General features: G+C 43.4%; 34 protein-coding genes. 5 read left to right on the top strand and 29 right to left on the bottom strand.

Translation table 11 applies throughout. The features are described from left to right. Nucleotides 1–92: 92 nt before the first annotated feature. The 6 genes from ACPW7N_RS23415 to ACPW7N_RS23390 all read right to left on the bottom strand — a co-directional run bounded on the left by ACPW7N_RS23415 (nucleotide 93) and on the right by ACPW7N_RS23390 (nucleotide 3,109). Entirely contained in the window at nucleotides 93–317 is a 225-nt protein-coding gene (locus tag ACPW7N_RS23415; RefSeq protein WP_425653893.1) for a hypothetical protein, read from the bottom strand. A gap of 52 nt (nucleotides 318–369) precedes the next feature. Further along, a complete protein-coding gene (locus ACPW7N_RS23410; protein ID WP_425653892.1) occupies nucleotides 370–1,227 on the bottom strand; it encodes a DUF92 domain-containing protein in 858 nt (285 codons plus the stop codon). A gap of 8 nt (nucleotides 1,228–1,235) precedes the next feature. Next, on the bottom strand, nucleotides 1,236–1,763 hold the full coding sequence (locus ACPW7N_RS23405; protein WP_425653891.1) for an ACT domain-containing protein: 528 nt from the start codon (nucleotides 1,761–1,763) through the stop codon (nucleotides 1,236–1,238). Nucleotides 1,764–1,853: 90 nt separating this feature from the next. Beyond that, on the bottom strand, nucleotides 1,854–2,168 hold the full coding sequence (locus tag ACPW7N_RS23400) for a DMT family transporter (protein ID WP_425653890.1): 315 nt from the start codon (nucleotides 2,166–2,168) through the stop codon (nucleotides 1,854–1,856). A gap of 3 nt (nucleotides 2,169–2,171) precedes the next feature. Continuing rightward, the gene (locus ACPW7N_RS23395; protein ID WP_425653888.1) at nucleotides 2,172–2,507 is read right to left on the bottom strand and encodes a DMT family transporter; all 336 of its coding nucleotides are present in this window, start codon (nucleotides 2,505–2,507) and stop codon (nucleotides 2,172–2,174) included. Between the two features lie 23 nt (nucleotides 2,508–2,530). Then, nucleotides 2,531–3,109 carry a TetR/AcrR family transcriptional regulator gene (locus ACPW7N_RS23390; protein WP_425653887.1) on the bottom strand — a complete coding sequence of 193 codons (579 nt, stop codon included), beginning with the start codon at nucleotides 3,107–3,109 and terminating at the stop codon, nucleotides 2,531–2,533. Nucleotides 3,110–3,326: 217 nt separating this feature from the next. Between ACPW7N_RS23390 and ACPW7N_RS23385 the strand changes: the two genes are divergently transcribed. Then, entirely contained in the window at nucleotides 3,327–4,007 is a 681-nt protein-coding gene (locus ACPW7N_RS23385) for a C40 family peptidase (RefSeq protein ID WP_425653886.1), read from the top strand. Nucleotides 4,008–4,064: 57 nt separating this feature from the next. Here ACPW7N_RS23385 and ACPW7N_RS23380 read toward each other — a convergent pair whose 3' ends face one another. From ACPW7N_RS23380 to ACPW7N_RS23350, 7 genes are all read right to left on the bottom strand, one after another. After that, on the bottom strand, nucleotides 4,065–4,445 hold the full coding sequence (locus ACPW7N_RS23380; protein ID WP_425653883.1) for a DUF4183 domain-containing protein: 381 nt from the start codon (nucleotides 4,443–4,445) through the stop codon (nucleotides 4,065–4,067). A gap of 15 nt (nucleotides 4,446–4,460) precedes the next feature. Further along, a complete protein-coding gene (locus ACPW7N_RS23375) occupies nucleotides 4,461–4,850 on the bottom strand; it encodes a DUF4183 domain-containing protein (RefSeq protein ID WP_425653882.1) in 390 nt (129 codons plus the stop codon). A 157-nt stretch (nucleotides 4,851–5,007) separates the two neighbouring features. After that, on the bottom strand, nucleotides 5,008–6,093 hold the full coding sequence (locus tag ACPW7N_RS23370) for a YheC/YheD family endospore coat-associated protein (RefSeq protein ID WP_425653880.1): 1,086 nt from the start codon (nucleotides 6,091–6,093) through the stop codon (nucleotides 5,008–5,010). A 93-nt stretch (nucleotides 6,094–6,186) separates the two neighbouring features. Further along, nucleotides 6,187–7,095: an RluA family pseudouridine synthase gene (locus ACPW7N_RS23365; protein WP_425653879.1), complete on the bottom strand. Its 909-nt coding sequence runs from the start codon at nucleotides 7,093–7,095 to the stop codon at nucleotides 6,187–6,189. Between the two features lie 15 nt (nucleotides 7,096–7,110). Continuing rightward, nucleotides 7,111–7,836: a glycerophosphodiester phosphodiesterase gene (locus tag ACPW7N_RS23360; protein ID WP_425653877.1), complete on the bottom strand. Its 726-nt coding sequence runs from the start codon at nucleotides 7,834–7,836 to the stop codon at nucleotides 7,111–7,113. Nucleotides 7,837–7,913: 77 nt separating this feature from the next. Continuing rightward, nucleotides 7,914–8,258, bottom strand: a complete 345-nt coding sequence (locus tag ACPW7N_RS23355; RefSeq protein ID WP_425653876.1) for a thioredoxin family protein — start codon at nucleotides 8,256–8,258, stop codon at nucleotides 7,914–7,916. 82 nt (nucleotides 8,259–8,340) lie between these two features. Continuing rightward, complete coding sequence (locus ACPW7N_RS23350) at nucleotides 8,341–9,228, bottom strand: LysR family transcriptional regulator (RefSeq protein ID WP_425653875.1); 888 nt, start codon at nucleotides 9,226–9,228, stop codon at nucleotides 8,341–8,343. A gap of 123 nt (nucleotides 9,229–9,351) precedes the next feature. Here ACPW7N_RS23350 and leuC point away from each other — a divergent pair, with 123 nt between their 5' ends. Together leuC and leuD are read left to right on the top strand one after the other, a co-directional pair. Next, entirely contained in the window at nucleotides 9,352–10,770 is a 1,419-nt protein-coding gene (leuC, locus tag ACPW7N_RS23345; RefSeq protein WP_425653874.1) for a 3-isopropylmalate dehydratase large subunit, read from the top strand. 28 nt (nucleotides 10,771–10,798) lie between these two features. Then, nucleotides 10,799–11,386 carry a 3-isopropylmalate dehydratase small subunit gene (gene leuD, locus ACPW7N_RS23340; protein WP_425653873.1) on the top strand — a complete coding sequence of 196 codons (588 nt, stop codon included), beginning with the start codon at nucleotides 10,799–10,801 and terminating at the stop codon, nucleotides 11,384–11,386. 78 nt (nucleotides 11,387–11,464) lie between these two features. On the opposite strand, the gene ACPW7N_RS23335 is transcribed toward leuD, so the two are convergent. After that, nucleotides 11,465–11,623 carry a hypothetical protein gene (locus tag ACPW7N_RS23335; RefSeq protein ID WP_425653872.1) on the bottom strand — a complete coding sequence of 53 codons (159 nt, stop codon included), beginning with the start codon at nucleotides 11,621–11,623 and terminating at the stop codon, nucleotides 11,465–11,467. Between the two features lie 149 nt (nucleotides 11,624–11,772). Then, nucleotides 11,773–12,321, bottom strand: coding sequence for a helix-turn-helix domain-containing protein (locus ACPW7N_RS23330; RefSeq protein WP_425653870.1), 549 nt, complete (start codon nucleotides 12,319–12,321; stop codon nucleotides 11,773–11,775). Nucleotides 12,322–12,465: 144 nt separating this feature from the next. Here ACPW7N_RS23330 and ACPW7N_RS23325 point away from each other — a divergent pair, with 144 nt between their 5' ends. Further along, a complete protein-coding gene (locus ACPW7N_RS23325; RefSeq protein WP_425653869.1) occupies nucleotides 12,466–13,359 on the top strand; it encodes a DMT family transporter in 894 nt (297 codons plus the stop codon). 191 nt (nucleotides 13,360–13,550) lie between these two features. On the opposite strand, the gene ACPW7N_RS23320 is transcribed toward ACPW7N_RS23325, so the two are convergent. Beyond that, nucleotides 13,551–13,709, bottom strand: a complete 159-nt coding sequence (locus tag ACPW7N_RS23320; protein WP_425653867.1) for a hypothetical protein — start codon at nucleotides 13,707–13,709, stop codon at nucleotides 13,551–13,553. A 216-nt stretch (nucleotides 13,710–13,925) separates the two neighbouring features. On the opposite strand from ACPW7N_RS23320, the gene ACPW7N_RS23315 reads away from it, so the two are divergent. Continuing rightward, nucleotides 13,926–14,447 carry a GNAT family N-acetyltransferase gene (locus ACPW7N_RS23315; protein ID WP_425653866.1) on the top strand — a complete coding sequence of 174 codons (522 nt, stop codon included), beginning with the start codon at nucleotides 13,926–13,928 and terminating at the stop codon, nucleotides 14,445–14,447. 49 nt (nucleotides 14,448–14,496) lie between these two features. Here ACPW7N_RS23315 and ACPW7N_RS23310 read toward each other — a convergent pair whose 3' ends face one another. The 13 genes from ACPW7N_RS23310 to ACPW7N_RS23250 form a co-directional block, all read right to left on the bottom strand. Then, nucleotides 14,497–16,161 carry an AMP-binding protein gene (locus tag ACPW7N_RS23310; protein ID WP_425653865.1) on the bottom strand — a complete coding sequence of 555 codons (1,665 nt, stop codon included), beginning with the start codon at nucleotides 16,159–16,161 and terminating at the stop codon, nucleotides 14,497–14,499. A 108-nt stretch (nucleotides 16,162–16,269) separates the two neighbouring features. Next, nucleotides 16,270–16,461 (bottom strand): DUF6954 family protein, encoded by a 192-nt coding sequence (locus tag ACPW7N_RS23305; protein WP_425653864.1) that lies wholly within the window; start codon nucleotides 16,459–16,461, stop codon nucleotides 16,270–16,272. Nucleotides 16,462–16,602: 141 nt separating this feature from the next. Further along, nucleotides 16,603–17,067, bottom strand: a complete 465-nt coding sequence (locus tag ACPW7N_RS23300) for a hypothetical protein (protein ID WP_425653862.1) — start codon at nucleotides 17,065–17,067, stop codon at nucleotides 16,603–16,605. Between the two features lie 128 nt (nucleotides 17,068–17,195). Further along, entirely contained in the window at nucleotides 17,196–17,687 is a 492-nt protein-coding gene (locus ACPW7N_RS23295; protein ID WP_425653861.1) for a YajQ family cyclic di-GMP-binding protein, read from the bottom strand. Nucleotides 17,688–17,729: 42 nt separating this feature from the next. Beyond that, a complete protein-coding gene (locus tag ACPW7N_RS23290) occupies nucleotides 17,730–18,518 on the bottom strand; it encodes an SDR family oxidoreductase (RefSeq protein ID WP_425653859.1) in 789 nt (262 codons plus the stop codon). A gap of 64 nt (nucleotides 18,519–18,582) precedes the next feature. Further along, nucleotides 18,583–18,981, bottom strand: a complete 399-nt coding sequence (locus ACPW7N_RS23285; RefSeq protein ID WP_425653857.1) for a DUF350 domain-containing protein — start codon at nucleotides 18,979–18,981, stop codon at nucleotides 18,583–18,585. A 26-nt stretch (nucleotides 18,982–19,007) separates the two neighbouring features. Further along, on the bottom strand, nucleotides 19,008–20,261 hold the full coding sequence (locus ACPW7N_RS23280) for a glutathionylspermidine synthase family protein (protein ID WP_425653856.1): 1,254 nt from the start codon (nucleotides 20,259–20,261) through the stop codon (nucleotides 19,008–19,010). Continuing rightward, a complete protein-coding gene (locus ACPW7N_RS23275; RefSeq protein ID WP_425653855.1) occupies nucleotides 20,233–20,637 on the bottom strand; it encodes a hypothetical protein in 405 nt (134 codons plus the stop codon). Before ACPW7N_RS23275 ends, ACPW7N_RS23280 begins: the two co-directional genes overlap by 29 nt. Before the next feature lie 35 nt (nucleotides 20,638–20,672). After that, complete coding sequence (locus ACPW7N_RS23270; protein ID WP_425653854.1) at nucleotides 20,673–21,104, bottom strand: hypothetical protein; 432 nt, start codon at nucleotides 21,102–21,104, stop codon at nucleotides 20,673–20,675. A gap of 145 nt (nucleotides 21,105–21,249) precedes the next feature. Then, nucleotides 21,250–22,653 carry a nucleoside recognition domain-containing protein gene (locus tag ACPW7N_RS23265; protein WP_425653852.1) on the bottom strand — a complete coding sequence of 468 codons (1,404 nt, stop codon included), beginning with the start codon at nucleotides 22,651–22,653 and terminating at the stop codon, nucleotides 21,250–21,252. Next, nucleotides 22,625–23,353, bottom strand: a complete 729-nt coding sequence (locus tag ACPW7N_RS23260) for a FeoB small GTPase domain-containing protein (protein ID WP_425653850.1) — start codon at nucleotides 23,351–23,353, stop codon at nucleotides 22,625–22,627. The genes ACPW7N_RS23265 and ACPW7N_RS23260 overlap by 29 nt, the downstream gene beginning before the upstream one ends. Before the next feature lies 1 nt (nucleotide 23,354). Continuing rightward, on the bottom strand, nucleotides 23,355–23,606 hold the full coding sequence (locus tag ACPW7N_RS23255; protein WP_425653848.1) for a FeoA family protein: 252 nt from the start codon (nucleotides 23,604–23,606) through the stop codon (nucleotides 23,355–23,357). Between the two features lie 191 nt (nucleotides 23,607–23,797). Then, nucleotides 23,798–26,884: an efflux RND transporter permease subunit gene (locus tag ACPW7N_RS23250; protein WP_425653847.1), complete on the bottom strand. Its 3,087-nt coding sequence runs from the start codon at nucleotides 26,882–26,884 to the stop codon at nucleotides 23,798–23,800. Nucleotide 26,885: the final 1 nt, after the last annotated feature.

Here is a 26,885-nt window from a genome sequence, read left to right as displayed (position 1 = left end):
CCCGGGTTCCTACTTCTACTTGTTGATGCTGCATATCGTTCTTGCACCCCTATCTTTTGTTACATTACACATTACACATTACACATTACACATTACACGAAGCATTGCAGTTTTTGGTTACGTTGCTCACGCTCTTCCGCAGAAGACAGATCGTATTTTTTGAGCAGATGAAAAATTTCGTTTAGCGTTTGTTGTTCACGCTCGTTTTGTAAATAAGCTTGCAAAGCAGCATACAAGTCCTGTGGTAGAAAAGATGACTGCTCCTCCAATTTCTTGATCACGTCTTCTGTGCTATGATCCAATTTGCACTCACTCATGTGTCTCTCTCCTTTGACAGATTTTGAGTGATATCTGTCGATAATTTATCCATCACAGTAAAATGCTGAAAATCAATACTGAAAACAATGCACCAATCACGGAACTGATGACGTTTACGAGATCATTGTTTAACCAGGGTAATCCACTGGTGTGCAGCGTCTGTTCATTGCAATGCATTTTTCTCTCCACTGCTTTGCCACAAACCTTGCATTGATACGTAGCCTGCCATGTAGCACCTAACAGTGAATCGAAAAGAGAACCAATCAATCCTGATATTCCCCCTGCAACGAGAAGCTTCCACCACTGTACCAGCATGGATGAAGTTCCCACAGTCGATAGAAGCCCGGCAACTCCCCCGATAAATACTCCTCCGAGAAAACTTGCCAACAGTCCAACCGTGCTCACCCCTCCAGATGTACCAGGTACAACCAGCTTTCCTGTCAATATGGAACGGGGCGGTCGCTTGCTTACACTGCCGATTTCTGTTGCCCATGTATCAGCGGTTACGCTCGCCATGATTCCGATGAAGGCAAAGTACCAGAACATATGCGGCCAAAAGAAGTCCAATAAACAAAGGGCAGCGGCAATCCCGCCATTCGCCAATACCTGCCCGAAATCACGTCGTCCCGTCTTGGCATACCCTTCTTCTATCTGAGCTTTTTTGTCATGGCGCCATTTGGTCAACAGGCTGGACGTAATAAAAAATGCGAGCAGGACCCCGTACCAAACCAAATGACCTGCGGCATAAAGAATGGTACCAACCAGTATTGCACCGAAAACACCAGATCCTGAAAGAGAACGCTTCCAATATGCAGCGAATGAAATAATCGCACTCGCCAGTAACCCAATCAGCCATTCATTGATAAAGCAACATCCCTTTCTTGCTGGGAGAAAAGCAGAAGAAAACAAAGCATCTGTTAACGTAAGGAGATCACTTGTGTCACTTGCGGCAATTGCTGAATTTTCTCAAGCACCTCTGGCGTAATCTCTTCATCCGTCAAAGAAACAAGCAATGCATTTTCTCCTTTTTGTTCACGAGAAACATTCAGTTTGGAAATGTTGATCTGATGTCCGGCAAGAATGCGAGACACATCATACACAACACCTGGATAATCTCGATGGTGGACCAGCACGCCATTGGCATCTGCAGTAATCCGAGAAGAATAGTAATTCATTTCGGCAATATATGGCTCTTGATAATCTTTAGCAAACGTATATTTATTGTTTCCAACAGTAAGGACGGCCAGATGATTCGCATATTCGCCCGAGCTGGTTTGGATTGTTAACGACACATTCGGGTCGTCCTCTGTTAACCCTTCCTGCAAATACTGGGTAACCTCTTTGGCATGATCCTGGGCGAGAATCGTCATGGTTGCACTTTTCATGTTTTTTTCTAATCGAGATACTAATTTTGCGAGTGATCGTAGTTTGGAAAAATCAATCACGCATGTTCACTCCCCTATAATTGCTGTATGCTACCTTATTCTAACATGGAAGAGCGTGACGGGATATATTTCAACTAGGATAAAAAAAGATCAGGCCGAAAGCTTCAGCCCGATTGTTGCAGACAATACCATGCCAATAAAAACCATTCTTCGCCAGTCTTTTGATTCTTTGTAAAATAACATTCCTACAATGGCGCCCCCTACCGTTCCGATCCCGGTCCAAACCGCATAGGCAGTACCCATAGAAATACTTTTCATGGCATGGGATAAAAAAAGAAAGCTTAAGGCAAAACCGCCGACCATCAGTAGCAAGGACTTCCAATCTCTTTTTCGATTCAACTGATTAATGCCTGTCACACCAACTACTTCAAATGTTCCTGCTAAAATCAGACTCAACCATCCCATGGTTTACTCACTCCTTTCTTTTTTCGGATGAGGTGTCACGACTTTCAATCCCAACACACCCGCAACCAGTAACAGAATGAGAGCAAGCCTGCTCCAAACAAGTGGTTCGCCAAAAAAGATCATTTCCGTTGCTACTGTTCCTGCAGTTCCAATTCCAGTGAATACCGCATAGACCGTACCCACAGGTAATTTCCGGGAGCAACGAAGCAATAGATCAAAGCTTAGGATAAGCATGATGATCGTACCAGCCCAAGCCCACCAGGTAGCTGAGTATTTCAATCCTGTTACCCATACAACTTCAAAAAGCCCTGCAATCAAGAGCAGCAGCCACTGATTCATTTGTCTCTCCTCCCCATTTCTTTCTATTCTCGGGACAATCCTCTCCAAAAGATTTTCCAAGCTGCTTCAAATCTCTTCGCATATCGATCTGGACCACCGTACAGCATCTCAACGAGAACAGAATCCAATAAACCGATAAATGCAATCGCTGCATCTTTTGGATCTATCACACCGATCGTTTTATCCTCAAGAGCTTTCGTAAATATCGGTAGCAATAACTCTTCAAATTTATCGAGGTAACCGTATAGCAAAGTCATGATTTGATCGTGTAGGTGTTCAGGTGGAAAGAAAGAAATTCGTAAAAAGAATTTGGTTCCATTGTCGTTTTCGTATCTCTCCAGGTAATTTTCCAAAAAGCGAAATAAATAATCATGCAGCGAATCATTTCTCTCTTTGGTTAAATAATTGTTCACATACGTTAGCTCCGCTTGCACCACATCTTGGATGATCGCAAGGAATAAATCATCTTTCCCTTTAAAATGAGCATATATCGATGGTTTTTTAATCCCGACTTCATCGGCAATTTGTGATAAGGCTGCTCCTTCATATCCTTTTTGAGCAAAATGAACTAGCGCAATTTCTTTGATTCGAGATGACGTCATCACTTCAACTCCTACTCTTGCCTCATATCAGCTACCTACCTACCGTTAGTTAGGATTTTCTCACATGTGAACACTCTTGTCAAATCCTTTTCCTGTTTTCCCCCATCAAAATGGTACTATACCCACAATTACACATCATAAATCTACCAATTTTTTCGCATAGAATGAAAATTTTATCTGTATTACCATATTACTAAACACAGCTAAGGAGGACATCATGAAGAAATCGATCGCTCTACTTGCCGCATTGACCCTGTTTACTGCTTGTCCAATGATCACACTACCAACAGCCCATGCTGAAGCAGGCTCTTATTCCTCCGTTATGTACCAAGGAATGAGAAGTGATGATGTTACACAATTGCAGCAAGATTTAGAGACTCTTGGCTATTATACCTATCCTAGTATTACCGGGTATTTTGGCAGTGTAACCAAAACTGCTGTAGTTGCTTTCCAAACTGATTATGGATTAAAAGCAGACGGCATTGTGGGTTCAAGGACAGCGACTGAAATCGCTCATGCTCTTGTTAAAAAAGAGATCGTTGATGATACATATAACTATTTGAATATTCCTTATTTGTGGGGTGGATCTGATCCCTCTACAGGTTTTGACTGCTCTGGATTCATCTACTATTTGTTTACTGAACACGACGTTGTGATGGATCGGACAACCTCAACTGGTTTGTACCAAATGGGGAAGGAAATCGGAAAAGATCAGCTACGACCAGGTGATCTAGTATTCTTCAGTATCGAACGCACGTCAAATGTTTCCCATGTAGGGATTTATACGGGAAATGGCAAATTCATCTCGCCGCTTAGTTCGAAAGGCGTTTATGTTCAGTCCATGGTAAACAATTCTTACTGGACTCCACGTTATCTCGGTGCTCGACGCATCTACTAATCGAATAAATAATCGGGATAATCCAAACTGTTGACCAGTGAAGATTATCCCTTTTCTTTAATAAATTCGGATCATCTGGAGTATAATTGGAACGCCCTTCTGGGGAATGTCCGAGGATCGCAGAATGAGAAGTCCTTTCTTCACAAGATACATGGCTTGTGGTTGCAGGACACCGTTGATAAACAGGTTTATGAGTGAAAACCCGGCTGGATTGGGAATCCCTTGTGTGCTGTAACCCTTGATTCCATCCTTATTCGTGAAGGTTCGGCTTACTCCATTAGCGGTTGCATAGTAATAAACTGTATCTGTTTTTTTAATGATTTTTCTATGTTTCTTTTTCTTCCTTTTACAACTCGATTTGCAGCCACTTCTCTCGTGAATGACCAATCTACTTTTTACTTTAATGGAAATTCGTCTACTTCTACATTTCATAGACATCGGATGACTCACTGATTACGTAATAACAGTTGTGGTAGAAGTGGATGATGGAGCATAATTGACCACTTCCAGTACAACAGGAGTGTCTGCTTCAATCGGTTCAGAACCTGCTGGAACATCAATTTCGAGTGAACCTGCAGCTCCCGCCGTATAGGTAAGAAGGTCACTCATTACTTGCACGCCATTGACAAACACATCAATGTAGCTGTTATTGGTTGCCAATGTCGGCAAAGTTGTTGCGGCAGTACCTGCATCAGTATCAAAACTTCCTACGGCAATGGTTAATGTATTGCCTGCTGTTGTCTGAGCTGTTGTCACATAATAAAAACGGTTTACAGTTGGAACGGTCGTAGTCGTTGTAGTCGTTGTTGCAGAAACAAAGAGCTTTACAATTCGAAGCGGCATGATTTAAACCTCCTTTCGAGTGATTCTATTTATAATAAGATCTTTTTTGTGGAGATTCTCTGGTCTATTCCCTATTTTTGAAAATGATAAAGCAGATCCCCACCCCGCTTTTCCTTGCACACGGGATAAGAATCTGCCCTATGATTGGATTTCATTACTACTTTCTGATGTTCTCATGAATGGAAGATAAATACAATGCGTATTCAATCGGTCTTTTGATTGCCTGCTCATATCTCGTTTGCTGACCAAGATGGCGAAAAATTTCCCGACCTGGCTTTGGATTTACTTCAATCAGCCATACCCTGCCGTTCACATCAATACCGATGTCCAGACCCAATTCGATCAGTCTGCCGAAGTGATTTTCCAGCACACTTGCTGTTTGATGAGCTAAATCATGACACTCCTGAATAATCGTATAGGATTGTTGGGAGCCGAACTTCGGGGTAAGAAATTCACTGACAGGAACTGCCTTACCTCCCCCGTGAAGATTGGAGGTTGCACTTTTGTTCCCCCCGATTCGAACTCCCAAACCGGTTACGCTCCATTGTCCTTCCCCGTTTTTTTGAATCAGCAAGCGAATATCCACCGTGCGTTTCGGGATCAAATCAAGGTCCAAGCCTTGTTGAACCAGAAACAATTCATTTTTGGCCCAGTTACGAACTTTCGACATGACTGCCTGAGAAGTGTTGAGAATATGTTGGACTTTGCTGCGCTCTTTGGTTCTGCCTAGTAGTTCATATCCTTTTGCCGTTTGCTTGATCCGCAAAATTCCCCGTCCACCCGTTCCGTTGCTAGGCTTCACAAATACATATTTGTGTTTTGCCAACATTTCACGAAACTTCATCGGTTGGTAATTCCACGTCTCAGGCAGCCATTTCCTCATTTGCTCGTCTTGCCACAGTATTTGATGGACACGCCATTTATTTGCCAGGCGATTATTGGTAAAGAGCAATGGAGAGTCTTTGCGAAACTGGACATAATCTCGAAACGACTGTTTTGGTGTATAGCGATACCGATCAATGACGACATCCGGCATAGGAAACAACCGTTCCAGCCATCCCCCATTCAATGAGGGAACAAACCCCTTCACCTGACCTCTCTCCCTGTAGACATCCGCAGGTGAAAACAAGAAGACAATGGTCCCCAATTCTTTGCCTGCCTGAATCAGTCGGCGAAAATATTGTGGTTCAAGAAATCGATTACCCTCCCGCCAAGTAAGTATGCCGATAATGGGTTTATTCACACCATCACCCTTTTCATTCATTCCTTCCTTGGCAGTGTATTCAGATACAGCTAGGCAAGGTTCGCCCAAGCATGGAAGTCAGCAATCATACTTTTACGATAGACGAGAGATTAATTGCTGAAGTTCTTGTGGCATTGGAGCTTCCACTGTGATTTTTTCTTCGCCAAAGGGATGGATTAACGATAGTTTAAAGGCGTGCAATGCTTGACGACTGATTCCGTTCTTTTTGCCACCATACAACGTATCGCCAACCAGTGGAAAGCCGAGATGACTCAAATGAACTCTGATTTGATGCGTTCTGCCCGTCTCGAGGGAGCATTCCACTTGTGTTGCATACGGGAATCGCTTGATAACCCGGTAGAGTGTGACAGCATGTTCGCCTTGCGGAGTTACTCTTCTCCTGCTTGGATGATGGCGATCACGTCCAATCGGAGCATCAATTTTTCCAGTGTCTTGTGGGATTTTTCCCTGGACAACGGCCATATACATACGAGAAATCTTTCGATGCCTCAACATTTCATCTAATAACGATGAGGCCAACGCATGTTTTGCATAGAGTACTGCACCGGATGTGTCCTGATCCAACCGGTGGACATGGCGTACTTTCGCCTGTATTCCTTGCTGTTGCAAGAGTCCGGCGATATAGTGATCGAGCGTTTCGGTATGCGAGCTTTCTGTTGGATGTAGCAGCATTCCAGCAGGTTTGTTCACGATCAGTACATGATCATCTTCGTATAAAATCTCTAGATTGGTCACTTTCGGTTCAACACCATACTCTTCTGGTAGACAAACACGCATACGAAGCGTCCCCGTTTCCGTCACTTTATGGTTTTGGTTTATTGGTTGATCATTTAGCAACACTTCTTTATGTTGAAACAACAGATGAGCCATTTTTTTAGGCAAACCCCATTGTTCCCTTAGCAAATCTCCATATGTCAGCTCTGGTTGTGGTGTTTCCAGTTGACCTGTCAGCCACTCACCATCTCGGGTCATGCGAATCATTACATACAATCCTTTCTACGATAACAAGGTGAACCACTGGTCTGGATGATTCGTGCAAATCCAGACTTGATCGGATAACGAACGAATCTCTTGCATCTGATGTGGATGGTTCACGGTCCAAACCATCAAATCGATTTGCGAGTCAAAAAGCTGCTCCACTCGTTCAGATGTGAGAAATTCATGATCCATGGATACCAAATCAGCCTGCATTGCTTTGAGTTGTTCTTGTAGCAGGACAAGATTTCCACTAATGATTGGCCCAGCTTTTATTTCGGGAGCAAGTGCCTTCGCCTTTTGAACAGAAAAATGGTCAAAAGAAGTCAATACGATCTGGTCTTGCATCCCGTGTTTGCGAACAAGCTCAATCACGATCTCTTCCAGCTGTGGATACAAGTTACCTGCTTTCTTCAACTCCAGATTAATCGTTTTCTTTCCCTTGCCAGCGATAAGCACTTGCTCAAGGGAAGGGATTTTCTCTTCCGCATATTCTCGGGAAAACCATGAACCAGCTTCTAGTTTCTCCAAATCAGCGTAAGTCTGGTCTCCTACTTTTCCACGGCCACTCGTCGTACGCTCCAAAGTAAAATCGTGGATGATCACAGGAATTCCGTCTTTGGATAACTGGACATCAATTTCAATCCCGTCAATCTGTGGATGGTTCAATGCTTTTACAATAGCGGCAAGCGTATTCTCAGGCGCTTTGCCGGACCAGCCTCGATGTGCAATACATGGATTCCCCACGACAATCCCTCCCCATGTTATGTTCCTATGACCAAGAAAAAGAAACCCGCGAACAGGTTTCTTTTATGTACGCCTTCTTATTGATTTAATGCTTCACTCACCTGAACCGCACGATCCAGGAACTGCTCAATTTCTTCACGGCTTTTACCTAGTTTGCTTACAAAACGCACCAGTTCCTTCCCGCCTTGAAAGGCGACAAAGCTCGGGATTCCCATGATTTCTAGCTGCTGAGACAACTCTGGGAATTGATCACGATTCACAGCAACCATATCCAGTTTATCCTGGTAGGCCTGTTCTACTTCTGGCATGAAAGGATCGATGCGGTGACAATCAGGGCACCAATCTGTATAAAACTTCACGACAACCGGCTTACTGGAGGCGATTGTTTGATCGAATTCTTCTTGGGTTTTCAACTCTTTCATTTGAGTCCATCCTTTCATAGGTAAGCTGAAAGTTCTACGGATAAGTTTACCATATTCACAATGTAATGTGCGAAGGTATTCGTCAGAACGAATGGGTCGCCTGACGAAGGATATCCATGAATGCTTTTACAGCCGTTGATAAATGTCGGTCTTTATGAACTGCCATAACAAGCGTTCGCATCGGGCGTGATTGCAACCGGATGTAGACAGGTGTGTCGGTAACCCATGGGGATCTCGTAATCATCTGTGGTACAAATGATATTCCCATTCCGGCTGCCACTAAGGATTGTACCGTCTGGATGTTACTGCTTTCGAAAACAATTCGTGGCTTGAATCCGGCCTGTTGGCACAAGTTCAAGGAGATTTGGCGAAACCCTTGTCCTTCTTTTAATAGAATAAACGGTTGATCTGCTGCCAATTCCAGACTTACCTCATCATGCTCTGCTAAAGGGTGATGAGGCGGCACAGCAAGATAGATTTCTTCATGAATAATTGGTTCAATTCGTAGGAAGGGATCGGTGATTGGCATCGTTAGCAAACTGACATCCAGCTTACCACGCAGGAGCAGAGACTCCAATTCACTGGAGCGATCTTCGACGAGCTGGAGTTCGATCCCGGGATACAGTTGATGAAATTGCGAGAGAACCTTGGGCAGAACATGCGCTCCTGTGATCGGCAAGCTTCCTATTAATAATTTACCTGTCTCTACACTTGCATAACTTCTCATTTCTCTCTCCAAACCTTCTGCCTGATCAATCAAGTCTCTTGCCACCTGCACGAATCGCTCACCTGCATCAGTCAACTCGATTTGATTGGATAGACGGTGAAAAAGAGTAACTCCCCACGCCTTTTCCAGCTTCGCAATCTGCTGACTCAAGGATGGTTGTGCGAGATGCAATCGCATAGCTGCCTTGGAGAAACTTCGCTCTTCGGCTACTGCTACTACATAACGAGCCTGCCTTAGCTCCATTGCTTTCACCCCTATAGATAATTCCTATCGCTTCGATAATTATTATATCTTTGAACTATTATACTACGCATGATACAACTATACATAACAGATTATCAGGAAGAAGAAATAGGAGGTTCCCTTATGAAACCACGCACGTTATTTGAAAAGATCTGGGATAACCACGTCATCAATGAAGAATCAGGAAAACCAAGCTTGCTCTATATCGATCTGCATCTCGTACATGAAGTAACATCACCACAAGCCTTCGAAGGATTGAGACTTGCCAACCGCAAAGTGCGTCGCCCTGATCTTACGTTTGCGACAATGGATCACAACGTTCCAACTGCTGACCGCTTTAATGTAAAAGACCCAATCTCCCGCCAGCAAATGGATACGTTGACCACAAACTGTGCCGAGTTTGAAATCCCGCTTGCTGATTTGAACAGCCCTGATCAAGGGATTGTGCATGTTATCGGACCAGAACTCGGACTCACTCATCCTGGCAAAACCATTGTCTGTGGTGACAGCCATACGTCTACTCACGGCGCATTCGGTGCACTCGCATTCGGTATCGGAACGAGTGAGGTAGAACACGTATTAGCTACTCAGTGCTTACAACAACACAAACCAAAAACCATGCAAGTTCACGTAAAAGGCGAGCTTCCTCCCGGTGTCACTGCCAAAGACTTAATTTTGGCGATTATCGCAAAATTCGGTACAGATTTCGCGACTGGCTATGTTATTGAATATACAGGTGAAGCAGTCAAGCAATTAACCATGGAAGAACGAATGACGGTATGCAACATGTCTATCGAAGCAGGTGCTCGTGCAGGACTGATCGCACCAGACCAAACAACTTTCTCCTACTTGCAAGGTCGTCGCCATGTTCCACAAGGGGAAGATTTCCTTGTAGCCGTGGAACAATGGAAAACACTTGTTACAGATGAAGGTGCTTCCTATGATCGCACAGTTGAGATTGAAGCTGCTGACATCGCCCCTCAGGTAACTTGGGGCACAAGTCCGGGCATGGGCACAGGCATTACAGGCACCGTTCCTAACCCAGAGAACTTCCCTACATCCAACGAAAGAAAAGCCGCACAAGATGCACTTGCTTATATGGGACTTACACCAGGAACGCCGATGAGTGAGATTCCGATCGATCGTGTGTTTATTGGCTCCTGTACAAATGGACGAATGGAAGATTTACGCCGTGCTGCCGCCGTTGCCAAAGGCAGAAAGGTTGCTCCACACGTACATGCCATGGTAGTTCCTGGCTCACAAGCAGTTAAATTACGGGCTGAAGAAGAAGGGCTGCATCACGTGTTTATGGAAGCAGGCTTTGAATGGCGTGAATCCGGCTGCTCCATGTGTCTGGCAATGAACCCGGATATTTTGGAAGCTGGCGAACGCTGTGCCTCCACTTCCAATCGTAACTTTGAAGGTCGTCAAGGTCGTGGTGGACGTACTCACCTTGTTAGTCCGGAAATGGCTGCTGCCGCTGCAATCGCCGGTCACTTCGTCGATGTGCGTGAATGGCTGAAAGAAACGGCAACGGTATAGTACATTTGTAAAATAGGAGGAAAAACCGATGGAACCATTCGATATTCATACAGGCGTTGTTACTCCCCTTGACCGGGTGAATGTAGATACGGACGCAATCATCCCCAAGCAATTCTTAAAACGCATTGAACGCTCCGGCTTCGGACAGTTTTTATTCTATGAGTGGCGCTTCACTCCCGAGGGAGAACCAATTGATTCATTCATCATGAATCTCCCCCGCTATCAAGGGACTTCTGTTTTAGTTGCTCGCAATAACTTTGGTTGTGGCTCTTCTCGTGAACATGCGCCTTGGGCTTTACTTGATTACGGCTTTAAATCTGTAATTGCCCCTTCCTTTGCGGATATTTTTTATAACAACTGCTTCAAAAACGGTATTCTCCCTGTTCAGCTCTCGGAGGAACAAGTACAGGAGCTGTTTGAAAGAGCAGAGAAGTACGAAGGCTACCAGCTTAAAATTGATCTGGAACGACAAGTAGTCGAAGATGAGTACGGCCTCTCCTTCCCATTCGAAGTTGACTCCTATCGCAGATATTGTCTGTTGAATGGACTGGACGATATTGGACTTACTCTCCAGCATGAAGAGAAAATTGCGGCGTTTGAAGCGAAGCGAGCATAAAGATCAGTCAACTGTTTATCCAAGCAGAAAAAAGCGAGGCCACAAGTGCCTCGCTTTTTAGCGTATCTCCCTATCCGATCAATGGTGATTATAATCGTTCATACTTTGAAACTGTGCGTAATGCACATCGTTCGTATAATTTTGTATGCTGTATTCATCTCGTTTACGTAAACTAATTGACCCTCTCATACAAAAACCAATACCCACAATCGCTGCTCCAACAATCAACCAGGTCATTCCGCCGCACCCCCTCCATTTTATGGAAGCATTTTGTTACTTTATTTTACGCATCAAGCTTACGTAAGTTTCGGTATGACGAGAAAATGGACGTGTAGTCGTGACGATTCAATTGGATGCTAGTAGATTCTTAAACAAACTATAATTTTTCAAGAATAGTAGATCATATCTATAAATTCAAGGAGAGTATCTTGATTATTTACATATGAGTGTGGGAAAGAACAGTCGAAGGTGATGGAGTCACCTTCTTTTAATACATATTCTTGAGTATTAATTTTTAGTGTTAGTTCTCCCTTTATCACCAAAAGATATTCTTGTGTCTTTGGTAAATGACCGTCAGATTCTCTTGAAGAGTTTGGTTCCATTTCAACTGTAAAAAATTCAAAATCTCTATTTGGATTGCTCGTATAGTAGCAATAGGAACGAAATGAGTCATTATTCTCGAATTGTACCTTTGTGTCGGGTTTTCGTATCACAACTGCTTGATCAATCGCTTCATCAATCAATTTTGTATACGGTACTTTCAATCCACTTGCAATTTTCCAAATGGTATTGATGGTGGGGTTTGACTCACCTTTTTCTATTTGAGAAAGCATAACTTTACTTACTCCGGACAACTCAGACAATTGGCCGAGGCTTAAATTTCGTTCATTTCTCAGTTTTTTTAAATTACTAGAAATAACATCATTCAGATTCATAATAACTCCTTTTTGTTTGACAGTTATAACGAACAATCGTACAATATGTATAACAACAAACATAACTAACGCACGTACTGTATATTGTACGAACAAATGCGTTGAATAGCAAACAGATGCTATGTTTCTAAGGAGGGCACTACTATGGACAGAGCTAAAATCAGTTTGATCATTTCTATGCTGATTTTTGGTAGCATAGGTTTGTTTGTACGAAATATCCCTTTTTCATCCAGTCAGATTGCGTTAGAGAGAGGAATAGTCGGCACCATCTTTTTATTCCTTGCCAGTTTCCTATTTACACACAGGATTTCTTGGACAAGAATACGCCCTAATTTATGGCTGCTTCTAGCATCTGGAATCGCAATCGGAATAAACTGGATTTTCTTATTTCAATCCTATCATTATACGACAATTTCAAATGCAACAATATGTTACTACTTTGCGCCAATCTTTGTCATGTTTTTATCCCCGTTGATCCTAAAAGAGCGCTTAAAGAAGATCACAGTCCTATGTATTCTCTCTGCTATGGCAGGCATGTTTTGTATTGTCGGAATGGATAACGGTGAGACTGGAACAAATAATACGTTAGGAATAGTCTACGGTCTAGCTGCAGCAGCTTTATATGCCAGTATTATTATTATAAATAAATTTTTAAAAAACATCTCAGGAATAGAAAGTACCTTCATACAATTGTTAGTTTCAGCCATTTCATTGTTCCCATATGTTTTCCTTACTGATGGATTTCAAATGTCTACAGCTTCCAATTTATCCATAGTACTACTTATTATCGTGGGAGTTGTACATACGGGCATTGGATACTTCATTTATTTTTCTGCCATACAGAAACTGAACAGTCAAACCATTGCTACTTTCAGTTATATTGACCCCATTTCAGCCATCCTAATGTCGAGTCTTTTTCTGCATGAGGAAATGACTCTTTTACAAATATTTGGAGGTATATTGATTTTGGGAGCTACGTTTGTAAATGAAATGTTTGGGACAAAAAAAGAGTTTAATCAACTAAAAGAGAATGTTTAGCTATGATTTTGGATTCCTACCGTCGTTATTGTTTTTTAAACGATTTGGATGATATTGGTCTTACCCTCAAGAAGAGAAAATTGCTGCATTTGAAGCGAAGCGAGCATAGAGCAAGCGTCAATCGTTCATAGAAGCAGAAAAAAAGCGAGGCAACATGTGCCTCGCTTTCTCAATCGTTTAAATCCGTACTATCAATGGTTATTATGATTATTCATACTGTGAAATTGTGCATAGTATGCATCGTTCGTAAAATTCTGAGCACTGTATTCATCCCGTTTTCGAAGACTAATTGACCCTCGCATGCACCAGGCAATACCGACAATCGCTCCACCAACAATCAACCAGGTCATTCCACATCACTTCTCCATTTTATGGAATTTATGTGATACTATATAATACACTACAGTACTTCTGGCTCTCCTTCTCTCATTCGAACTACATAGCCATATACTTTCTTGATATATCCCATTTTCACAACACCTCATTTTTGATTTTTTAGTAATGTTTAACCTTATCAACTGATTGTATTATAAACGGTAAAAAGCACCTGAAAGGATGATTCTATCATGGTCGTATTTGAGACGAATCGATTGATTATTCGAGAGCATACGCAAGAAGATATTGAAAAACTATTCGCTATTCTTTCCGACCCTGTTACCATGAGTTTTTGGCCTTCGCCTCTAACTAGTGATCAGGTATCCGAATGGGTTACTATCAATATCAAAAATTATCACGATTTGGGATTTGGTCGATGGGCCATCATTCTAAAAGAAGATAATCAATTCATCGGAGACTGTGGGATTAAGCTTGCTAGTATTGATGGAACCATAGAGAATGATCTCGGGTATATCATCGATCATCATCATTGGAAAAAAGGATATGCAATGGAGGCAGCTGCTGCTTGTAAAGAATATGCACTTGGAAAATTGCAGATGAAGCGGCTATGTGCCAATATGGCGGTAGATCATATTCGCTCAAAAAACGTTGCCATTAAACTTGGAATGAGTCTTGAAAAAATATTCAACAATCAACGAAACCGTAATTTGCCAACTTATCTATTTGCCTACAATGTGCCGGATGAGCAATAAGGCTCGGAAGGAAGAACGACCCCATTTTCAGGGGCCGTTTTTTTGTTACTCACGCCGTCTCAATATCTCTTGCTTGCTCCAATCCTAGGGCTTGTATCGCCTGATCCCGTAGTTTATACTTCTGAATTTTACCTGATGCCGTCATCGGATATTCTGTTACGAATTGAATGTAATGCGGAATTTTAAAACGAGCAATTTTTCCTTCGCAGTATTCCTTAATTTCCTCTTGGGTAAGTGCACTTCCCTCTTTTACTTTAATGCAGGCTAATACTTGTTCTCCGTATTTTTCATCGGGAACACCTACTACTTGCACATCGAGTACGTTCGGATGAGTGTAGAGGAATTCTTCAATTTCACGAGGATAAATATTTTCACCGCCACGAATGATCATATCTTTGAGACGTCCAGTTATGCGGAAATATCCTTCATCATCCATCGTTGCCAGATCTCCGGTATGCAGCCATCCATCGTGATCAATTGCTTTGAAAGTCTGCTCCGGCATGTTGTAATAGCCTTTCATGACGTGATAGCCTCTTGTGCAGAGCTCACCTTGGACGCCTGTCGGCTGTTCTTCTCCTGTAATCGGATCAACAATTTTCACCTCTACGCCACCAAGAGCACGACCGACTGTTCCAACTCTTCGTTCAATGGAATCGTCTGGCCGGGTCTGCGTTATTACGGGAGATGATTCGGTTTGACCGTATGCGATGGTAATGTCGCGAATCCCCATTTTTTCCACTACATTCTTCATGACTTCGATTGGGCAAGGCGAACCTGCCATAATGCCTGTGCGCAGGGTGGAAAAATCGTATGAATCAAAGCTCGGATTATTTAATTCGGCAATAAACATTGTCGGCACACCATATAAAGCCGTACAGCGCTCTTCAGAAACAATAGACAGCACTCGTCCGGGATCAAACGTAATCAGGGGAACCATTGCGGCTCCCGTAGCCACACAAGCAAGCGTCCCCATTACGCAGCCAAAGCAATGAAAGAAAGGTACAGGCAAACAGACACGATCTTCCGGCCCGAGATTCATACAACTCGCTACCTGAATGGCATTGTTTACGATATTGTTGTGGGATAGCATGACGCCTTTGGGAAAACCAGTCGTTCCAGACGTATATTGCATGTTAATCACATCATCTGGATGGAGTGAGGATTGTCGCAAATACAGCTCGTCATCGGTCACAGATGCTGATCGTTCTAATAGGTCTTGCCAGGAAAACATGCCCGCCTGCTTCTCTTCTCCGAGAAAAATCACATTTCGCAAGTGAGGAAGTCGAGCCGATTGTAATTGTCCTGGCTCTGATTCATCCAGTTCAGGACATATTTCTCTGACCATGGACAAATAATTGGCATCTCGATAGGAATCAATCACGAGCAGCGTGGTAGATTCGGATTGACGCAGCAGATATTCCAACTCATGACTACGGTAGCTGGTGTTCACGGTGACAAGTACTCCGCCCATTTTGGACGAAGCAAACTGTGTTGTTACCCACTCCGGCACATTTGTCGCCCAAATCGCAATATTTTCCCCAGCCTGAATTCCAAGAGACATGATCCCTTTTGCCACTTGATTACAAAGACGTTGGAAATCCTGGTACGTGTATCGAACATTTCTTTCCTGGTAAACGACCGCATCTTTTGTCGGGTACAGCGCAGCAGTCTCATCTAGTAAGTCACCAATGGTAATAGAGCGTAATTGAGCCAAATTCAACTCACCCTTCCGTTCGATTCATTATTCTGTATTATCAGTATATTTTTTCGCCAAAAAAACCAGTCATTCCTGCTTGAGAAATGACTGGCTGGTGAAATTGAATCATTTTTGTGCTCTTCTCTTTTGCCAGGAACGAAATAACAAGAAGAGTACCCCATACAGAGCAAGCACAATCAGCAAAGTAACGATTCGCTCGATCATGGAGCCATCTGCCAAAATTACTGGACCTAATCCAAAAAAAGCAAGCAAGAGTGCCAAAACAGACATAACTGTGTAGACAAGGATCTTTTCCATTTGCTGTTTTCCCCCTCTGTCATTTCTATCTACTTATTTGACGAAGAAAAGCAAAAAAATGCTCCACCTGTACGCTAGGGAAAAAGTGGTTGATATATGTAGTATGGCTTTTCAAGGAAAAAACGCCCCATCACAGGAGCGTTATTTCACTTGAAGCATTTTGACCGCTTCCACTTTATATGGAAGGTGGTTGCTGTACACCAGCTCAATTCGCAACTCATGCTCTCCCTTTGGAAGTTTTTTGAGCACGAAATCGGATTCATAGACTTTGCCTATCAAGGCACCATCCAGATATAGATGGGCGTGTCCCAATCCGTGGGTGAGATTCTCTGTTGTTTCTGTTCCTTTGGGTTCAAATTGAAAGTTTTGCGTCGTCAGTTTTACATTAGCAGATGTTCCTTCTACTGTAGCTTCCACATGAAGCTGAGGCTTTGGCGAATCAAAAGGATCTGCCCCTGAGGTAGTAATTGCATTCAGATTGTCTTTATACGTACTGGATACATCCGCAGGGTCTTGCACAAGAAGAACTACTGCGCCGAGTATTACTACCAGAGCAATGACTCCTGCCAGTATGAGATTTCGTAAACTAATCACAAAAACTTTCATCATCCATTCTCCCTTTCCTGCCATTTGTACATGCTTACGCAAGAATGTACAAACATAGACTAGGAAACAGAAAAAAAAGCAGGAGTAATCTCCTGCTTAGGCATGTATGTATAGTAATCTGTGCTCTTTTAGCGATAGTTGATGTATTGCAGTTCAATAGATAAATCGGCTTTTTTGAGAGCGGCAATGACCGTTTGCAGCTCATCCTTGCTTTTTCCGGTGACACGGATTTGATCGTCCTGAATCTGTGTTTTCACTTTCAATCCGGCATCTTTGATGATGGTGTTAATTTTTTTTGCGTTATCCTTATCAATCCCTTGCACGAGCTTCACCCGTTGGCGAACAGTTGATCCAGCCGCTGCCTCCAGCTTGCCGTAGTCCAGGTTTTTAATCGAGACCCCACGCTTGATCAGCTTGCCGAGAAGGACATCCTTTAGTTGTGACAGCTTGTATTCATCATCGGAAATAAGGACGATCTCTTCCTTATCCAACGAGATGTTGCTCTTGCTTCCTTTAAAGTCGAAGCGAGTTTCAATTTCTTTCATTGCTGTGTTGATGGCATTGGTCACTTCTGCCATATCAACCTTCGATACGATATCAAACGAACTTTCTTTACTCATCGAAATACCTCCTTACAAACCCTTGCGATCCATCATTTTTCTTTAGATGGCACGTACCATTCCACCATCTACAAGAATAGCCTGCCCTGTTACGTAGCTGTTCGCCGGAGATGCGAGGAAAGTTGCAACTCTGGCAAATTCCTCTGGTTCTCCGTAACGTCCAAGTGGGATTTGTGCCTTCATTTGTTGTTGGACTTCTTCCATTGTACTACCTGTTAAATTGGCTCTGAATTGATCCAGGGCACCCAGTCTTTCTGTTGCAATTCGTCCAGGTCCAAGCGTATTGATCAAAATACCGTCAGGCCCCAACTCGGTTGCCAGTGTCTTGGCCAAACCGACGATGCCTGTGCGGAACGTGTTGGAGAGGATCAGGTTGTCAATTGGCTGTTTAAAAGAAGAGGAAGCAAAATTAACAATTCTCCCAAACTTTTGAGCCCTCATATGAGGAAGAACGGCACGAATCGCACGTACGAAACTGAGCAGATTCAATTCAAATGCCTGCTGCCATAGCTCATCGGTCATTTGATCAAAGGTTCCCGCAGCAGGACCACCTGCATTATTGATCAAAATATCGACAGAACCATATGTTTCGGCAGTCTGTGTAACGAGGCTTTCAATATCTTCTTTTTTGGTAATATCGGTGATGATGGCAAGCGGTGCGCGTCCGGTTGCTTGTTCAATTTCACTAGCCGTAGCTTGCAGGGCAGCTTCATCTCGCCCTGAAATGGTTACATTTGCCCCTTCATTTGCCAAAGCAATAGCAGTTGCTTTTCCTAATCCCTTTGTTGAAGCAAGAATGATTGCCGTACGCCCAGACAGTTGTAAATCCACTAGAACCGCGCCCCCTCTACCTTATCATTGGAAATTGTTCATTAGTATATTTTACCTTATCCGATTAAGAAATCAAACTAGGGCTGATCACGTTCGAGACGGAAACAGCAAATACAGCAAAGAGTATGGAAGGCTCCAATTGATTATTGACGATCAACTGTGAAAAGCGTTGTTTGTAGAAGATGGATGCAGTCGCAATTTCAACAAGGAAGAAGAGTAATATTTGCCAGATGATAGCTACCGCACCGAAGATGAGAAAATCCGGGATGCTCACGCTGTTTGCTATCGCAGAGTACAGATTGTTGGAAATGGCATAGATTTGACCTGCAAATACAATTACTGCTGATCGATTCTTTTGCTTGATCAACTCCCATTCATTATGCGGAGTCACAAGCGGAATGAGAAAAATACTGCCCACCAGCAATAAAAATCCTAGAAATGAGTACAAAAAAAACATAGCCATAAGTTATACCTCCTAAAGTATTGAGCTTATTCCATGGCTGCCGCCATAAAGTACGCCAGGTTTCCGGTAATGCGACCACCCACTCGGGGAAGCAATCCTCCAAACTTTCCACCGATACAAAATGCCCCAAGCAAAAGATACCCGTCCACTTCACCTTCATCTGTCTGGATGCGAAGCTGTTGAAGATCAACCCGTTGCTGATAAATAGATGGCTGTTCCCAGTAATGCTCGGATTGGTCGCTTTCATCGATTTTCCCAGCAGCATCGTAGAGTGTAACCGCTCCGCCCTCCCGACCAAACAAGGGTTTGGAAACAAACGGAATTCCTTTGCTGGTGAACGGTGACGACTCAAGGAAACTGGGCAGCATATGCTTCATCATAAAAGCCAAATCAGCTTCATCAAAAAGCGGATGACGCAGCTCTGCCAACTCCCACAGCAAGGCTTGAAATCCCTTTGATTGTGTAATGATCGATTGAACCGGCGAAATCGTAGCGAGCCTCTCTTCATTTAGACATTCGATCAATGCCTTTCCAACAGGAAAACCATCAATATCCTGATCGTGAGGAAGATGCTCCCACGGATACAGTCGATACCAGATCGAAGCTCTTTCCTCATTTGTATATAATCCATCGGGGCGAAGTCGCAAGTCCTCCAAATGTGTATAAATCGAATCAACCTCACTCATCACCTGCGCATATTGAACGGTGCCAATATCTTCATTACTGTGCTTGGTCGCACTAAACACAATTTTTCCGTCGAATCCCTCTGAACGATAGTACTTGATTGATTGTTGAATTGCGTGCTTGATCGTTTCATTCATATGTCCCGATGGGTTCTGGTACGTTGAATACCTGCGGATGACAGACTCGGCAACATACGCTGTTTCGACTACCCCTGTTGGCGTATCAGCGTTGTATTCGAGAATGAACACATCATCTCCGCAAATCGCCAGATCGAATCGGGTAATAGCATCAATCGGTACATACTTTCTTGCTGCATGGACAAGTGGTTCAGGAACTCCTAATTGGTGTATCAAATACGCATCAGGTATATATTGTTGTGTGTAGCGAAGTGCTTTTTGGAAAAGCTGATAGGCTTGCTCTGTTATTCGCGCATACTGCTTAACCCTTTCTTTGGAAAAAACAAGGAGAGAAGGAACCAGGTATTGTTTTCCGTACATCCGGTCCCAATCACACCAATTACGGGTGGAAGCAAACGCCTCTTCGTGAGTAGCAGGAAGCTGAATAACCTTACCCCCCGAAAGTTCCAGAGCCTCCACCCCCGATTCCACTTTTGGAACTTGACGAGCTCATTTGACTTGCTTTGTGCTGATAATACTTGGAAGAAGTTGAAACAAGTGCCTTTTTGCTTTTATAACCTTTTGAACTATAGAAAGAGTCGTTGTCATCATCACAATTATGCTCTATCCCATTTGCATCTTCCCACTGACATTCTTCGTATGCGGTGGCAGTGACCGGTTCTGAATCACTGCAACCCGAAACAACAGCTGCCATTGAAACGACTCCCATTACAACAAGTGCTTTTTTGTTAAAGGAAATTCGCCCCATGATTTGTGACTTCTCTTCATCTGTGACGGTCTTTTGTTTCTTTAGTTCGTGTTCAAACGTTTCCTCTACCCATTCATTCCATTTCATTTGACTGGTTCTCCTTTCTTTTTCTTTTTTTCGTTTTAGGCTTCGGGCACTACGTAGATCATGACAACTCCACGGTCTTCATCAAGAATCGAGTATTTTAGCTCATAGTCCTTCCCTGCTACTACGGTGTAATGGTCCAGTAATCTCGTAACGATCGAAGAAAAGTTCTCATGGCTCTGACTTTGAATGAGTCGCAGATTCCCCTGTACGTTTTCGTGATATTCAATGGTATATCCATATACTTTCATCGGATGTTTGGGCAACTGAACTCCATTGCCAGCTTCCAGATAAACGACTTCACCATTTTCCCAGGCATTTGATGTATGTTCATAAACTTTGCCGGAAAAAAGCGTTGCATCGACCAGTTTACGCACATGCAGCTCATCTAGCGGACATTCTACCTCGCGCAGGATGGCTGAATTCAAAACATTATCTCGATTTAAAAGCTTATACTGCAATCGTAACATGATTTCAACCTTTCTTTTTTGCGTATTGTATGGAAACGTAACCACATTATCTCATACGATTCAAATGATATACAGTTTCTTACAAAAGAAAAATACCATCTTCTAGAGATGGTACTTTCGTTTATAGGCTTATTCATTCATGCAGTCAAACCAAGCCCAAAGAGTACACAATCTGAGCAACGAGATACGTAACAACAATCGCAATCCCTGTTGGAATTAATGCCGACATCAAAGTCCATTTCACGCTGTTAGTTTCTTTGTAAATCGTATAGATGGTTGTTCCACACGGATAATGCAGCAGTGAAAACAACATCATGTTCAATGCAGTTAACCAGGTCCAGCCATGATCAAGGAAGATTTGTTTGATGTCATTCAAGTTGTCTACTTCTGTCATTGCGCCTGTTGCCAGATAACCCATTAGCAAGATCGGTACTACAATCTCGTTTGCTGGCAGCCCGAGGATAAATGCCATCAGGATAAATCCGTCCATGCCCAATGCGTGTGCAAACGGATCTAGGAATGCCGCAATATGCTCAAGGACACTGGCACCGGAAACGGTAATGTTCGCCAAAATCCAGGTGATGACCCCAGCAGGTGCAGCTACTTTCACTGCACGCTTCAACACAAACCAGGCTTTATCCCTTGCAGATTGCACAATCGTCCGAAGAATCTGCGGCTTGCGATACGGCGGTAATTCCAGTGTGTAATGTGTGGGGATACCTTTCAGTGCCGTTTTTGACAAGACCCAGGACACTGTTAATGTCACGATGATGCCGATTAGAACCATCCCCATCACCACGCCGGCTGTTACCAAGGTATGCATCGAGCTTGCAAAGCCAACTGTCATAAACAACGAGGCGAGCAGGATCAAGGTCGGCCATCTGCCGTTGCACGGAACAAAGTTGTTGGTGAGAATGGCAAGCATGCGTTCTCTTGGCGATTCAATGATTCGTGTAGAGATAATCGCTGCCGCATTACAACCAAATCCCATGGCCATGGTTAATGCCTGCTTCCCGTGACCGCCAGAGCTTTTGAACAGACGATCCATATTAAAAGCTACACGTGGCAAGTATCCCCAGTTTTCCAATAGTGCAAAGATTGGGAAAAAAATTGCCATCGGAGGTAACATCACACTAACAACCCATGTTATTCCTCGATACAAGCCAAGCACAAGAACACCGTACAACCAATCGGGTGCATTGACAGCAGTAAAACCGATGGTAATATATCCTTCCAGCCAGCCAAAGAATTGTCCAAGCATGTCGGAAGGTACATTTGCACCGACAATCGTTAACCAGATGACAATAGCCAGCAAGGCAAACATAATGGGGAATCCCCAGATAGGTGAGGTCAACACTTGATCGAGATTCTGCTTTTTCCGCTTTTCCTTGTCTGTATACTGGATGACACCGTTGCACAACTGTTTCGACGTACGATAGATATCACTTACAATCGTATCTCGGATGGATGTCTCTGGAGCCATACTTTTCGCTTGGCTTAGAAGGGCATTCCATTCCTTCTCACGTGTTGAGACCAAACGATTGGCCATAAGTCTTCATCTCCTGTTGATTCATTCGAAAAAGCTGATCTTTCAATGAAGCGATTAAGCTTGCATCTCCATCCAGGAAGCGTAATGCTAACCACCTTGCAGGGTATCGATTGCCAAAAATAGTTTTGATATACGGAATGAGCTTATCGATTTTCGCTTCGATTTGCTCACTGTATTTGATTTGCAATGGTGTCGGGTGTAGTTTTCCTGTGATTACGGCAATGACTGTATCAAGCAATTGATTCACACCAATCTCTTCTCTTGCAGAGATTTTCACGACCGGAACTCCAAGCTTCTTCGCCAAGCTCTTGTCGTCGATTTTAATGCCCAGTTTTTCTGCTTCATCAATCAGGTTGATCCCGATGACCACCTTGTCAGTCATCTCAAGCACTTGCAGGGCAAGGTTCAGATTGCGTTCCAAAGCGGTTGCGTCCAGTACAACGATTGTAATGTCCGGCTGTTCGAAAATAATATAATCTCGGGCAACTTCCTCGTCGGCTGAATTGGAATAGAGTGAATAAGTGCCCGGAAGGTCAATAATCTGGAATAGTTTATCCTGATAGGAGAATTCACCTTCCGCCCGCAGTACCGTTTTTCCAGTCCAGTTGCCTGTATGTTGCTTCAAGCCTGTCAACAGGTTAAATAGCGTACTTTTCCCCGTATTAGGGTTACCTGCCAACGCAATACGATAGCTGCTCATCTCAGTCACCTCCTACGATTTCTCCATAAATCAGTGAACTTTCTTCCCTGCGCAGAGCAATGGTGGTGTTTTGCACCTGATAAGCGACAGGGTCTCCTAAAGGGCTTTTATAGAGCACCTCAACAATTTCGTCCTGAACAAATCCTAAATCTAATAAACGACGTCTCAGCGTGCCTTGAATTTCCAATTTTACAATGCGCAGCCTTTGGCCGGGGTGAAGTTGCGACAATGTCAATAAGTTTGCTTGGCTCACAACACTTTCCACCTTACAAATAAGTTGTTTTCATGCGAATTTGTTGCACTAAGGCAAATTTTTAGGTAAAAAAAGAGAGTTGCTGATGATTACATACTATGTGGATTCGGCCTATTTTGTCAAATGAAATTCCTGCTGAAACTGTAAAATTGCGATAAAAAAAGTGAGGAGCGAGCTCCCCACTTTCATATTTATACTTCTGTTGCTTTCATTTCTTTTACCAGGCCACGTTGAAGCTTTTGCGCCAGTTTGCGCTCTTTGCGTTCCCTGCGCCATGCAAAGAAGCCCTCAAACAAGGAATACAAAACTGGAACAAGTACCAATGTTACTACTGTATGGAATGCCAGACCAAAGATAACCCCTGTCGCAAGCGGTGCCTCCATATCCGAACCTTCAGCGATCGCAAGTGCCATCGGAAGCATACCGAGGATTGCTGTCATTTTGGTCATAATAACCGGACGAATACGATCTTTGGTTCCCTGAATAATCGCCGTCTGAAGATCAAGCCCGCGACTGCGCAACAGATTAATTCGGTCAATCAAGAGAATGGCGTTGGATACAACGATACCAACGAGCATGATGATACCAATCATCGCCATTTCACCAAATTCCCGCTGTGTGAGAACGAAACCAACCACAACACCCACGACAGCCATTGGAATGGTGAGCATAATAATCATTGGATGAGAAAGACGACCGAACTGAGCTACCATGATCACATAGATTAATGCGAGTACACCTAAGAATACCATTAACCCAGACATCATATTCGAGCTTTGTTCCTTCAGTTTACCTGCAATCTCCACTTTATAGCCGGCTGGAATCGCCAATTGATCGAGCTTTTCTTCAATTTGACGTCCGACACTGCCCAAATCAGCACCAATCACTTCCGCAGAGACAGTTACAATCCGTTCCCCTTTTTGGTGTCGAAGCGAAGTTGGCGACTTCGTGTATTTCCACTCAACCAGATCGGTCAAAGGTACCTTGTTTCCTGTTTGTGTGGTAATCATGATTTGACGAAGCTGGTCAGGATGCTTCATCCAATCCTGTGGATAACGAGCAACCACATCCAGTTCAATGCCATCCGTTGTGATTGATGTAATATTTTGATCGCCAATAAAACCGCCAATTTGCGTCATCATCGAGCGTGCGTTTACTTGCAATTGATCCATGACATCCTGCTTCGGAACGAGCGTGATTTTTTCCGATCCTTTTTGGAAGTCGTTGCGAATATTGGAGATACTCGGAATCGTTGCAAGCATTTTCTCTGTTTCCGCAGTCAGTTGACGTGCTGTTTCCAAATCCTTACCGACAATTTCCAACTCAATAGGCGGTTTCTCTCCCTGACCGCCAAACGACATCTGAACTTTATCAACGCCAGGGATTGTATTCAAACGATCATTGATATCCTTCGTTAATTCTTCCTTCTCTCGTTGTCGTTCTCTTTTTCCAACCAAATTAATGAAATACTCGGCTTGATTATTGTTCACGATAACGAATACATCCATAATTTCCGGCACCTGTCTGAGGGAAACTTCTCCTACATTGGATGCTGTGATGGTTGTTTCAGCTCTTGTTCCTTCAGCCAGCTTTACATTGGCATAGATGAAGTTTTCATTGGGATTCATACCTGCCCCCATTTTGATCATAGGTGCAAGGAAAATCGCTCCGACAAACAATCCGAAGGCAACAAGAAGTGTTTTGATACGGTGCTTCAAAGCAATTTTCAACAAGTTATTAAACGCTCGTATAATTTTGTTTTCTTTTGTCGAATCATCGGTACCCAAACTTCCGTGTTTATCCTTGCGTAAAAATCGTTCAGCAAACACAGGGACAAAGAAGAATGCAGCAACTGTTGAAGATACAATCGTTGAAGTAACAGTAAACGCAATGGTTGTAAAAATGGGTTTGAGCCAATCTTCGAAATCTGCGAACACCAACGGCAGGAAAACGATAATTAGTGTTAGCTGGGAAGCAATAACGGGTGTCATAACCTCTTTGGTACCGAGGACAATCGCCCTCTCCAATGGCTCACCCTTTTCCCGGAAATGATAGATACTTTCCAGCACGACAATCGCTGCGTCAACGATGAGACCAACAGATAAGCTTAACGAAATCAAGGTAACCAAATCGATGTTGTAACCACCGATTTTCATCGCAATAAAAGTCATAAGAGCAGAAAGCGGTAATGTCGTTGCAATGACCAGGGTGACACGCCAGTTGCGCAAGAAGAGAATCAGGATGAGGATAGCCAATGATCCCCCGATGATAACGTCACGACTCAGGTTGTTGACTGCGTGCTTGATAAACGAAACCGACTCGAACATTGTATTGAGCTTATACTTGCCATTGGCTTCTGCGTTGATTTCCGAAACGACCTTTTCAACTGCCGCTTGCGTGCTAATCAAGTCGCTGTCGGATGTCCGTTTCACACTTAACCAAACGAACGGATTTCCTTTATGCAGTCCGATGGAATCTTTGGTTTTGCCACGCAAATCTTCAATCACTGCCAGCTCACTAATGGAGACAGGGCCTGATGCTGTTTGAATCATTACTTTTCCCACATCTTGAACCGTTTTAAAAGAATTATCAATCATGAGTACTGTGTCGTAACCAGAATTCTCCAGTGTACCGACAGCTTGCTTCCAGTTCGATGATTGCAATTGATCAACGATTTCACTAGGTGTAATGTTATAAGCAGACATCTTCTCTGGCTGAAGTGTGATAGCAATTTTGTTTTCAAAGCCGTTGTCTTCTACTTCTACCTTTTTGACTCCGGGTACTGACTCAATTCGATCTGTGATCGTAGTTTTGGCAATAGTCAGCATGGCTTGGGGATCAGCACCGGACAATGCATAGTCAATTAAACTGTCATCACCAAAGCTGTCCTGCGTAATAGTGATGTTGTCTACCCCTTTGGGAAAATCATTTCGCAAACGATTAACTACACTTTGAACCTCTTGCTTTACTTTTTCGCCTGCATTTTCCTCAGCTGAAATATTGATAAATGCATGGCCCGTTCTTGACGTTGACGAGTAGTCTTTCACTTCGGCAATTGATTTAATTTCTTTCTCAATGGGCTCCGTCACCTTTTCTTCCATTTCTTCTGGTGGTAGCGAGCCCCCTGAGATGGATACGTTGATTTCCGGGAAGTTGGTTTTGGGCACCAAAGATACTGTAAAGCTGAACAGAGAACCTAATCCGGCAAGAATGATCAGCGACGTCGCCAAAAAGACGATGAGCTTGTGCCGGAGCAAAGACTGTATCAAGTTTTCCATG

Source organism: Brevibacillus nigriterrae, from assembly GCF_049846925.1.
In the GTDB taxonomy this organism is placed as follows: domain Bacteria; phylum Bacillota; class Bacilli; order Brevibacillales; family Brevibacillaceae; genus Brevibacillus_H.
The sequence above is the reverse complement of the archived record's forward strand: the minus strand, read 5'-3'. Positions and strand labels throughout refer to the sequence as shown.